Origin of the sequence: Edaphobacter sp. (assembly GCF_035763405.1) — a bacterium.
In the GTDB taxonomy this organism is placed as follows: Bacteria; Acidobacteriota; Terriglobia; order Terriglobales; family Acidobacteriaceae; genus Edaphobacter.
This window is the reverse complement of sequence record NZ_DASUBE010000095.1, coordinates 1-10901: the sequence shown is the minus strand read 5'-3', so window position 1 is coordinate 10901 and position 10901 is coordinate 1. Positions and strand designations below refer to the sequence as shown.

Annotated in this window: 10 protein-coding genes; 7 read left to right on the top strand and 3 right to left on the bottom strand. The window is 61.6% G+C overall.

From position 1 onward, the window contains the following. Positions 1 to 31: 31 nt before the first annotated feature. Positions 32 to 484, bottom strand: a complete 453-nt coding sequence (gene tnpA, locus VFU66_RS09810; protein ID WP_326446066.1) for an IS200/IS605 family transposase — start codon at positions 482 to 484, stop codon at positions 32 to 34. Here tnpA and VFU66_RS09805 point away from each other — a divergent pair. The 3 genes from VFU66_RS09805 to ilvC all read left to right on the top strand — a co-directional run bounded on the left by VFU66_RS09805 (position 452) and on the right by ilvC (position 3052). Beyond that, positions 452 to 1117, top strand: coding sequence for a hypothetical protein (locus tag VFU66_RS09805; RefSeq protein WP_326446065.1), 666 nt, complete (start codon positions 452 to 454; stop codon positions 1115 to 1117). The genes tnpA and VFU66_RS09805 overlap by 33 nt on opposite strands. Before the next feature lie 94 nt (positions 1118 to 1211). Continuing rightward, a complete protein-coding gene (ilvN, locus tag VFU66_RS09800) occupies positions 1212 to 1817 on the top strand; it encodes an acetolactate synthase small subunit (RefSeq protein WP_326446064.1) in 606 nt (201 codons plus the stop codon). Positions 1818 to 2026: 209 nt separating this feature from the next. After that, positions 2027 to 3052, top strand: a complete 1026-nt coding sequence (ilvC, locus tag VFU66_RS09795) for a ketol-acid reductoisomerase (protein ID WP_326446063.1) — start codon at positions 2027 to 2029, stop codon at positions 3050 to 3052. Between the two features lie 118 nt (positions 3053 to 3170). Here ilvC and VFU66_RS09790 read toward each other — a convergent pair whose 3' ends face one another. Beyond that, a complete protein-coding gene (locus VFU66_RS09790; RefSeq protein WP_326446062.1) occupies positions 3171 to 3440 on the bottom strand; it encodes a hypothetical protein in 270 nt (89 codons plus the stop codon). Between VFU66_RS09790 and VFU66_RS09785 the strand changes: the two genes are divergently transcribed. After that, the gene (locus tag VFU66_RS09785) at positions 3439 to 4701 is read left to right on the top strand and encodes a sensor histidine kinase (protein WP_326446061.1); all 1263 of its coding nucleotides are present in this window, start codon (positions 3439 to 3441) and stop codon (positions 4699 to 4701) included. The genes VFU66_RS09790 and VFU66_RS09785 overlap by 2 nt on opposite strands. A 113-nt stretch (positions 4702 to 4814) precedes the next feature. Here VFU66_RS09785 and VFU66_RS09780 read toward each other — a convergent pair whose 3' ends face one another. After that, a complete protein-coding gene (locus tag VFU66_RS09780; RefSeq protein WP_326446060.1) occupies positions 4815 to 5111 on the bottom strand; it encodes a putative quinol monooxygenase in 297 nt (98 codons plus the stop codon). 223 nt (positions 5112 to 5334) lie between these two features. On the opposite strand from VFU66_RS09780, the gene VFU66_RS09775 reads away from it, so the two are divergent. The 3 genes from VFU66_RS09775 to topA all read left to right on the top strand — a co-directional run. Further along, positions 5335 to 6561: a hypothetical protein gene (locus VFU66_RS09775; RefSeq protein WP_326446059.1), complete on the top strand. Its 1227-nt coding sequence runs from the start codon at positions 5335 to 5337 to the stop codon at positions 6559 to 6561. A 297-nt stretch (positions 6562 to 6858) separates the two neighbouring features. After that, positions 6859 to 8049 carry a DNA-processing protein DprA gene (gene dprA / locus VFU66_RS09770; protein WP_326446058.1) on the top strand — a complete coding sequence of 397 codons (1191 nt, stop codon included), beginning with the start codon at positions 6859 to 6861 and terminating at the stop codon, positions 8047 to 8049. 275 nt (positions 8050 to 8324) lie between these two features. Next, positions 8325 to 10901, top strand: a 2577-nt coding sequence (topA, locus tag VFU66_RS09765) for a type I DNA topoisomerase (RefSeq protein ID WP_326446057.1), incomplete at its 3' end; no start/stop codon positions are given.

Below are 10901 nucleotides of genomic sequence, written 5' to 3'. Positions count from 1 at the left end.
AGGGCTGAAAGCCCGACTCATAGATGCCCAACTAGTCCCAAACATATCGCTCATCAAACTCAACGCCATACCGCTTCAAAAACGAACGCAACTCATCCTGAAACGAACGCTTACGATGATGATCTTCCTGTCTAGCGACGTAATCGACCAACGCACCCAAATCCGTGGGCCCCACGGAAAAGGCAGCGTATCCTCGTTGCCAGGCAAACTTCTTCAACTCGGGCGACTGCATCTTAATCCATTGCGACGATGTAGTTTTCAGATGCCTCACCAACTCCGCGATATTCGTCGTCCTCGACAGACGAATGGCAAGATGGACATGATCCGCGACGCCGCCCACACGAAAACACTCGCATTCGGCATCGCGTGCAACCGTGGCGATGTACGCATGAAGGGTGGATCGCACCTCAGGATTGATAAACGGCCAACGGTCTTTTGTGCTGAAGATCAGATGAACCAGAACAAACGAGAGCGATTGCGGCATCCGCAGAATTATAAATCGGGCCTTCAGCCCTCCCTCATTGTGGACTTCAATACCTGGGGTTTCACCCCAGGCTGGTATAAAGCCGCGCCGTTGGCGCTCTTAAAAATATCCGCCGCTTCTCTTCTGTTCGCTGTTGCCCTCGCAACATCTGGCTGCGCCCAAACGTCCCATTCATCGGCGCCACCCGCACCGGTCGCACAACACAAATTCGCATCGCAATCCACGGCAAAGCCCACAGGGTCCAAAATCACGATCTCCGTCATCAATGCCAAAACCAACAAACCCATCCACGACGAACAACTCAACGTCGCCCTCAAGGAAGACCAGATCGGCTCCGTCGCCATGCCCACCGACAAGAACGGCATCATCGAGGTGAAGACCGGCGACGCGACCATCATCCGCATCCTCTCGAACATGTACGCCGACTGCCGTCCGCGCGGCGAACTCTACACCAGCTACTCCCTCGCGGAGATTCACGCAAACGGCATCACCACCGGCAACCTTTGCAGCGACGCCCACCCCAAAGCCAAACCCGGCGAACTCATCCTCTTTGAAATCCCCAAAACCTTCGTCCCCAAATACCCCAAACCACCGCTGACGCACCTGCCGCACTCAGACGAGAAACCAAACTAAACCAGCAACCCTATGCGCACCTTCGCAACCAACCCCGATGTCTTAATCCCTAAGCCCTAGGCCCTAATCCCTGGGCCCTAACCACTGAGGTCTTATGCTCCACACCTTCGTAGCCCTCGTAGATGACAAGCCCGGCGTGCTCACGCGCGTCGCCTCGCTCTTCCGCCGCCTCAGCATCAACATCGTCTCGCTCACCGTAGGCGAGAGCGAGGCCGCCGACACCTCGCGCATGACCATCGTCTGCGAGGCGCCCGAGCACGCCGCCGACCGCATCCGTGCCTCGCTCTACAAGCTCGAAATCACCCGCCACGTCGACGAAGTAGGCCGCAGCGAGGCCGTCATCCGCGAACTCTGCCTCATCAAAGTCGCCGCCGGCCCCAACGAGCCCAACGGCCTGCACTCGCGCTCGCAGATCTTCGAGCTGGCCGACGTCTTCCGCGCCCGCGTCGTCGATCTCGCCCCCGAATCCATCATGCTCGAGATGACCGGCAGCTCCAGCAAGATCGAAGGCCTCATCCAGGTCCTGCGCGAATCCGGCTACACCATCCTCGAAGTCTCCCGCACCGGACGCATGGCCATGCGCCGCGGCCACCACACCAGCCGCGTCCTCAAGGCCCTCGGCACCGCCGACGCCACCGAACCCCCGCACCCGTCCCGACGCAAGACCGACACTCTTCCTAACCAGTTCGAAAGCGACTAAAAACCATCGACCTCGGATTGCACGGATGGACACGGATTTAACAACACGGTCATTCTGCCCTGAGTGGAACGAAGGGGAAGAACCCCGGCATTTTGCTCGTAGCTGCACAGATTTCCGCTTCCCCACGTTTTATCCGTAAAATCCGCGCAATCCGCGGTCATCACCTGCTTCACTGAGCTACCATTAACCCAAAGGACAAGCACACAATCATGGCAAAGACCTACCACGACCAAGACGCAGACCTCTCACTCATCCAGGCGAAGAAAGTCGCCATCATCGGCTATGGCTCACAGGGCCACGCCCACGCGCTCAACCTCAAGGACTCCGGCGTCGAAGTCCGCGTCGGCCTGCGCCCCGACTCGCCCAACGCCGACCGCGCCCGCAAGGCTGGCCTCCAGGTCAGCACCGTCGCCGAGGTGTCGAAGTGGGCCGACGTCATCATGAACCTCACGCCCGACCAGACAGCGGCCAAAGTCTACCACGCCGACATCGAGCCGAACCTCGCCCCCGGCAAGACCCTCATGTTCGCGCACGGCTTCAACATCCGCTTCCGCACCATCACTCCGCCCGCAGGTGTTGACGTGTCGATGGTCGCGCCCAAAGCCCCCGGCCACCGCGTCCGCGAGGTCTTCACCGAAGGCGGCGGCGTGCCCGCCCTGGTCGCCGTCGAGCAGGACGCCAGCGGAAACGCGCTCAAGCTCGCCCTCAGCTACGCTAAGGGCATCGGCTGTACCCGCGCCGGCGTGCTCCAGACCACCTTCACCGAAGAGACCGAAACCGACCTCTTCGGTGAGCAGGCCGTGCTCTGCGGCGGCACCAGCGCCCTCGTCAAGGCAGGCTTCGAGACCCTCGTCGAGGCCGGCTATCAGCCCGAGCTTGCCTACTTCGAGGTACTCCACGAACTCAAGCTCATCGTCGACCTCATGTATCGCGGCGGCCTCGAGTACATGCGCTACTCCATCTCCGACACCGCCGAATGGGGCGACTACGTCACCGGCCCGCGCATCGTCACCGCAGAGACCAAGAAGGCCATGAAGGATGTGCTCTCCGACATCCAGAGCGGCAAGTTCGCCGAGCGCTTCATCGCCGACCAGAACTCCGGCCGCAAGGAGTTCGACGCCTTCCGCGCCAAAGAGCGCGGCCATCAGATCGAAAAAGTCGGCGCCGACCTCCGCAAGTCGATGCCGTTCCTCGATCCCGTCGTCGTCAAGGATGGAGCCGTAGTGAAGGCCTGACCAATTTCATCAGGTACACTACCTTTATCCAAACCTTCGGACGGCGGCATCCTATCGGGTGTCGCCGTCTTCGTTCTCCAACTATGAACTACCGGCACCGATGTCACGTATAGCTCCGTCAACCATCTGCATGGTCCAACAAGGAGGCCCCCATCGCCACCCCAGGTAGTCTCGAAGCCACACTCCCCGTCCTGCCCAGCGAACCGATCCTCGCCGGGCCGCCCGCCACGCCCACGCCGCTGCCAGAGATCGTCGCCGCGCTCCGCACCATCACCTCGCTCGACGGCCTCACCGACGCCGAATACACCTGGCTCGCCACGCACGGCACCGAGCGCGTCGCCGACGACCGTGTCCTGCTCTTCCGCGAAGACGAGCCAGTCGAAGGCATGATCTTCCTGCTCCGGGGCGAAGTCCAGGTCCGCCGCCGCAAATCCGGCCCCATCGCGCTCTTCATCGGCCGCGCCGGACAGATGACCGGCAAGCTGCCCTACTCGCGCATGAAGAACTACGGCGGAGACGGATTCGCCGTCGGTCCCGTCTGGGCGCTCGACATCCACCAGTCGCTCTTCCCCGAAATGCTCGCCGCCATCCCCTCCATGGGACAACGTTGCGTCTCGCACCTGCTCGACCGCGTCCGCGAGGTCACGCGCATGGAGCAGCAAGCCGAAAAGCTCGCCGCCCTTGGTAAGCTCGCCGCCAACCTCGCGCACGAGCTGAACAATCCGGCCTCTGCCGCGCAACGCTCCGCCGCCTCGCTCTTCGGCGAGCTGCGCGAGTATGGCGAACAAAAATATCGCCTCGGCAACCTCTGCCTCACCGAAGAGGAATCGCAGACCTACAAGAACTGGGTCCGCGACACCCGCACGCGCATGTCCGCCTACTCCAGCGTCTGTAAAGCGCCCAAGAGCCCGCTCGCCCTCGCCGACCGCGAGGAGATGATCACCCGCTGGCTCGAAGTCCACAAGATCCCGCAGCCCTGGGCCATCGCCCCCGCGCTCGCCGAAACCGCCATTCCCATCGACCGTCTCGACGACCTCGCCGCTGTCATCAAACCCGAGATCCTCCCAGTCGCCGTCGCCACCGTCGCCAGTTCTCTGCGCGTCGAGCGCATGGCCGAAACCGTCGTCGACTCAACCGTCCGCATCTTCGACCTCATCAGCGCCATCAAGGACTACTCCTACATGGACCAGGCGCCCATCCAGGACGTAGACCTCGCCCAGTCGCTCGAAAACACGCTCGTCATGTTCAACTCGCACCTCAACGAGGTCACGGTCGAAACCGACTTCGACCCGGCCCTGCCGCCCGTCAGCGCCTACGGCAGCGAGCTGAACCAGGTCTGGACTGCGCTGATCGAAAATGCCCTCGAAGCCATGAACGACCGCGGCACGCTCCGCCTGGTCACCCGTCTAACCGGCCAGCTCGCGCTGGTCGAGGTGTGGAACTCCGGCCCGGAGATCAACCCGGCCATCAAATCGCGCATCTTCGAGCCGTTCTTCACCACCAAAGCCCCCGGCCACGGCCTCGGCCTCGGTCTCGACACCGCACAGCGCATCGTCAGCAAACACTCCGGCTTCATCACGGTCGAATCGAAACCCGGCGCCACCTGCTTCCAGGTCCGCCTCCCCCTCGACCGCGTCGAGGCCTATTAGCGAAGCTCGGAATCTTCCGAAGCAGAATTTGTTGTCATTCCCGAAGGGAATCTGCGTCTCCCTTCGGGCCACTCCAAACCACAATTTCAGGAAAATGCGCTAACCGGCACAGGTCAGGCCACCTCTTCCATCACCACCACCTCAATCGGCTGCTCAAGACATTGATCCAGCAGCCCCATCCCTGCCGGATGCCCCTCCCACCCGGTGCGATTCATCCAGTTCTCGCGGCTCGACCAGACAGAGTGGACAACGAACGTCGATCGATCCCTGGACAGACGGAACAGATCACAGTACAGGCACGTGCGCTCGCGCCGGGTAAACGAGACCAGGCGCTCTAACTCATACTGCATCAGCCGTTCGGAGCCTTCCTTGGCCTGAAACGTCGAGACGAAGGTCGCTGTGCTGCTCATCAGTTGCCTCCAAAAACGGAAAAGTAAGTCATCTTCGGTTGGATGCCTTTCGTAATGGAGGGCAAGATAGAACCTCGCTGTGTCCAACGTAAGGTCTTTGCGGTATCCATACCTCTTCTTATCAGGTAAATAGTTTCCCAAATCGCTGATTAAAAAGTACTTCGAGCTGGCCACCCTCATAAGCCCTGTGCGCACGATACAATTCAAACCGCAGGAAAAATCCATGTCTGCCGATGCCGTATCTCCCAATCCGGTCCAGGCCAGCGACGTCGAGCGGCAGGCGATCGAGGAACAGCTCGAGCGTCTGCTCTCCAATCGCCACTTCAGCCACAGCAGACGTTTCCCTGCCTTCCTGCGTTTTGTTGTGGAGAAAACCCTCTCTGGCGAAGTGGACCAGCTCAAGGAGCGAACGCTCGGCCTCGAGATCTTTGGCCGCCGCGCCGACTACGATACCGCCTCCGACCCCATCGTCCGCGTCACCGCAGCCGAAATTCGCAAGCGCATCGCCCAGTACTACCAGGAACCGGAACACGAAAACGAGCTGCGCATCTCGCTCGAAGCAGGCTCTTACATCCCGCAGTTCCACTGGCCGCACCACCACGGGGCGATGGCTGAACCGAGCGCGGCAGAAACCAGGGAGACCGCGCGCCTCGAACCAGACAAAGTGCAGCGCCGGGGCCGCTGGACCGTAGCAGCGGTCGTCATCCTCGCAGCGGCCGTAGCTGCCCTGTCCTTCGGCTGGCGCTCCATGAGCCGCTCGCCCATCGATTACTTCTGGGGCCCGGTGCTGAACGCGGGCAATCCAGCCATGCTCTGCATCGTCGACCAGGTTCAGGACACAAACCTGGCCGTCGATGCGACCAATCCCGAACATCAGACGACGGTGAAAACGTGGATGAAGGAGGTCAATCTCGACGACCTCTCCACCATCGTCAAGATCAGCAGCCTGTTGCGTGCGCACGGACAGAAGGAGGTCCCGATCAAAGGCGCGGCCGACACCACGCTCTCCGATCTGCGCAACGGGCCCACCATCTTCGTCGGCGCATTCGACAACCCGTGGACCATGCGCCTGACCAAGCCCCTCCGCTTCCACTTCGGCAACGACGCCACCTTCGACCAGGAGTGGATCGTCGATAGCCAGTCCACCAGGCCCCGCGAGTGGTTCACCGACAGGCCCGTCACCGAGACGCAGAACAACTACCGCGAATATGCCATCGTGGCACGGTTCGTCGATCCCGACTCCGGCCAGCTTGCCGTCATCGCAGCAGGCATCGGACAGGGCAGCACCATGATGGCTGGCGATTTCCTCACCGACCCTGCCAACCTTGCCGAACTGGAACGCGACGCACACGCCGCTGGCAACAAGAAAAACGTCGAAGTCGTCCTCAGCACCCAGATCATCGACGGCCAACCCGGCACACCCAAGATCGAAGCCACCTACTTCTGGTAGCCCGGCCGTGTGCCATACTCCACCACGTCATCTCGATCGCAGGCGGCACTTTTGCCGCACCATCACACCACGTCATCTCGACCGCAGGCGGCGCTTTTGCCGCCGGAGTGGAGAGACCCCCGCATTTTTCCTCCACGCCCAATCATCCGAACACCAGCCCGCCCTGCCCGCACGCAAAACGAAAATAGAGGAATGCGCTCCTCCAAACCTTTTCCCTCCCCAATATCCCATTCCCGCAACCACTCAATCCATGTCATCCTGTAAATCCATAGTCGTAATCAACGCCAAAGGAAAATAATGAAGTCGAGCAGCGAAGCAGAGCAGTCTACGCTGAATCAGGCAGAGAAAACCCAACTAGGCTGGCTGGCCCTGGCACTCACGCCCGGCATGGGGCCAACGCGGATATGGCGTGCCATGGAGCGACTCGGCTCGGCGGAAAAAGTGCTCGAAGCTACGCTCACCGAGCTGGAATGCGCCGGGATGCCCGCCTCCTCTGCGCAATTTGTCTTTGATGGCAGAGCGCGCACGGCCGCCGTCGAAGAGATGAAGCACGTGAACGAAGCAGGTGCCACCCTGCTCACGCCCGACAACGAGGCCTACCCCGAGCAGCTCAAGCAGATCTACGACCCACCCGCCGTACTCTGGGTGCGCGGCAACGTCGAACTGCTCCGCCGCCCCGGAATTGCCGTCGTAGGCACCCGCCAACCTTCGCCCTATGGAGCAGGCATGGCCGAGCTGCTCTCGCGCGAACTGGCGCAGCGTCGCCTGGTCATTCTCAGCGGCATGGCACGCGGAGTCGATACCGCCGCCCACAAAGGCGCGCTCGAAGCCGGTGGAAAAACCGTGGCCGTCTGGGGCACCGGCATCGACGTCATCTATCCCAAAGAGAACAAGCGGCTGGCCGAACAGATCATCGAGACCGGCAGCACCATCGTCAGCGAATACCCCATGGGCACCTTTCCCGCCCCGCAGAACTTCCCCATCCGCAACCGCATTCTCAGCGGCATCAGCATCGGCGTGCTGGTCATCGAGGCAGCCGAGTACAGCGGCACGCGCATCACTGCACGCCTCGCGAACGATCAGGGCAGAGACGTGTACGCCGTCCCCGGCAACGTCACCAACAAGAACGCCTGGGGCCCTAACACCTTGATAAAACAAGGCGCCAAGCTCACCGCCACATGGGAGGATGTCTGGGAAGACCTGCCTTCCCAGATTCGCCAGCAACTCGAAGACGAACTGGCCGCCACCCGGGGCGATGAATCGAAAACCCCGGAGACCGCATCCTTATTTAACGACCAGCCTCTGACTGAGCACGAACAGAAGGTCTTCAACCGACTCCGGCACGATGAGGCCACGCAACTGGACGAGCTCATCGAGCATCTGGAACCGGAACTCGGCTCACCTGAGATCTTCGCGGCCCTGTTCGAACTCGAGCTCTCCGGCCGGGTTCGCCAGTTGCCGGGCAAGAATTATGTGCGAGCGTTCTGAACCGGTAACGGAAAGTCACGGCCGCAAGTGGATCTGGTCGCCCGTGCAGGCAGAGTAAGTCCAATGATTATCAAGGCTTAGCGAACAAGCTCCGCATAGTCAGCGGCTGTGGATAAGTGTTGCGCCACTGTTACCTTCCAGCCGGCATTTCGTCAGTTCAGGAACTATATATAGATGACGTGTTCCTCAAAACCGTGTTAGGTTCGCAAGGGAACAGGGTAGAAACGGGAACGAACCGCCTCAGCGGTACGTTCTGTGAGAGATGAAGGGAAAGAATGGCTAAGTCACTTGTGATCGTTGAGTCGCCGGCAAAGGCGAAGACGATCGAAAAATATCTCGGCTCGGACTACACCGTGGAGGCCTCCATCGGCCACATCATGGACCTGCCGAAGAACGACATCGGTGTCGAGCTGAAGAAGCGCACCTTCGAGCCCACGCTCATCGTCTCTCCGGGCAAGGAGAAGGTCGTCGAGCGCCTCAAGAAGCTCGCCGCCAAAGCCGACGCTGTCTATCTCGCGCCCGACCCTGACCGCGAAGGCGAGGCCATCGCCGCGCACCTCTCCATGCAGTTGACCCCCGTCGTCAAGGACAAATCCAAAGTCCGCCGCGTCACCTTCAACGAGATCACCAAGAAGGCCGTGCAGGACGCCTTCCGCCACGCCCGCGACGTAGACGAGAACCTCGTCGATGCCCAGCAGACCCGCCGCGTCTTAGACCGGCTCGTCGGCTATCAGGTCTCGCCGCTCCTCTGGGACAAGGTCCGCCGCGGCCTCTCCGCCGGCCGCGTCCAGACCGTCGCCCTGCGTCTCATCGTCGAGCGCGAGCAGGAGATCAACGACTTCAATCCAGTCGAGTACTGGACCATCGACGCCGACCTCGCGCCCGCCGCCAAGCAGAGCTTCACCGCGCGCCTCATCGGCGTCAATGGCGTGCCCGCGCGCGTCGCCAACGGTGTCGATAAAGAAGGCAAGGAGCAGTTCCTCTCCAGCGCCCTGCCCGACCATGAAGCCGTCGATGAGGTCCTCGGCGAGCTGAAGACCGCCAGGTGGAGCGTCCGCTCCGTCGAGAAGAAGGAGCGCCGCAGCAATCCCCGCGCGCCCTACACCACCAGCAAGCTCCAGCAGGACGCCGCCAGCCGACTCGGCTTCAACGTCCGCCGCACCATGGGCGTCGCGCAGCGCCTCTACGAAGGCGTCGAGATCGGCTCCGAGGGCACCGTCGGCCTCATCACCTACATGCGTACCGACTCCACCCGCGTCAGCCCCGACGCCATCGCCGAAGCGCGCGAGTACATCGGCAAACTCGGCCCCGCCTACCTGCCCGAAAAGCCCAACAGCTACGCGGGCAAAAAGCAGGAGCAGGCCCAGGACGCGCACGAGGCCATCCGCCCCACCAGCGTCGCCTTCACGCCCGACTCCATCCGCCGCCATCTCTCCGACGAGCAGTACCGCCTCTACAAGCTCATCTGGCAGCGTTTCGTCGCCAGCCAGATGGCGCCCGCCGTCTTCGACCAGACCACAGTGGACATCGTCGCCCAGGCAAAGCTCGCCTATGACTTCCGCGTCACCGGCAGCGTGCTCAAGTTCGAAGGACACCTCAAGTTCGAGGAAGAAGACAAGCGCGCCCGCCAGGCCGCCAAAGAAAAAGCTGAAGCCGCCGCGAAGCCCGATACTCAGACCGAGACCGACGAAGACGACGAGCGTCGTCTCCCCGAGCTTGCCGACGGCGAAGCCCTGCGACTCGAAGAGCTGCATCCGGAGCAGAAGTTCACGCAGCCTCCACCGCGCTACAACGAAGCCAGCCTCGTCAAGACGCTCGAAGAGAAAGGCATCGGACGACCCTCGACCTACGCCTCGATCATCAACACCATTCAGGACCGCGACTACGTCAAGAAGATCCAGTCCAAATTCGTGCCCACCGAGATCGGCACCGTCGTCACCAAGCTGCTCGTAAAAAACTTTCCCTATATCTTCGACACCGCCTACACCGCCACGCTCGAAGGCGAGCTCGACGCCGTCGAAGAAGGACACGAGCGATGGACCGACCTGCTCAACGGCTTCTACGACCACTTCGAGAAGGAGCTGCACGTAGCCGAAAAGCACATGGAAGACGTCAAGCGCATGGAGCAGAAGACCTCCGAGGTCTGCGACAAGTGCGGCGCTCCGCTCATTCTCAAATGGGGCAAGTTCGGCAGCTTCTACTCCTGCTCCAACTTCACCAAGCTGAAGCCCATGACCGTCGCTGCCGGCCCGTGGAAGAAAGACCCCAAGGCCTCGCTCAAAAAGGTCACCAAGGCGCTCCACTTCCCCATCACCGTCAAGGCGACCACCGACGATGTCATCGCCTTCTCGAAAGAGGCCGCCGACGCGAAGGAGCTGGCCTCAGCGATTGACGAAGCAATGGGCAAGGGCAAGAAGATCACAGCCGAAGCCTTCAGTTGCGACTTCACCAAGGAGAACTACGCCGCCAAGCCCGACCTCAGCGCGCCCGGCGCGGATGAGACTCCGGAAGAAGAAGCCTGCGACAACTGCGGCCGCACGATGGTGCTGCGCAACGGGCCGTGGGGGCCGTTCATGTCCTGCCCCGGCTACAACGACGACCCGCCCTGCAAGACCATCCGCAAGCTCAACCAGAAGGTGCAGCAGAAGCCGCCCGTGCAGCTCGACGAAAAGTGTCCCAAGTGCGGCAAGCCGCTCCTGCTCCGCAACGGACAGTACGGCGAGTTCATCAGTTGCAGCGGCTATCCCAAATGCAAGTACATCAAGCAGGAGCTGCTCGACGTCAAGTGCCCCAAAGACGGCGGCGACATCGCCGTGCGCAAGACCCGCCGCGGCGACCTCTTCTACGGATGC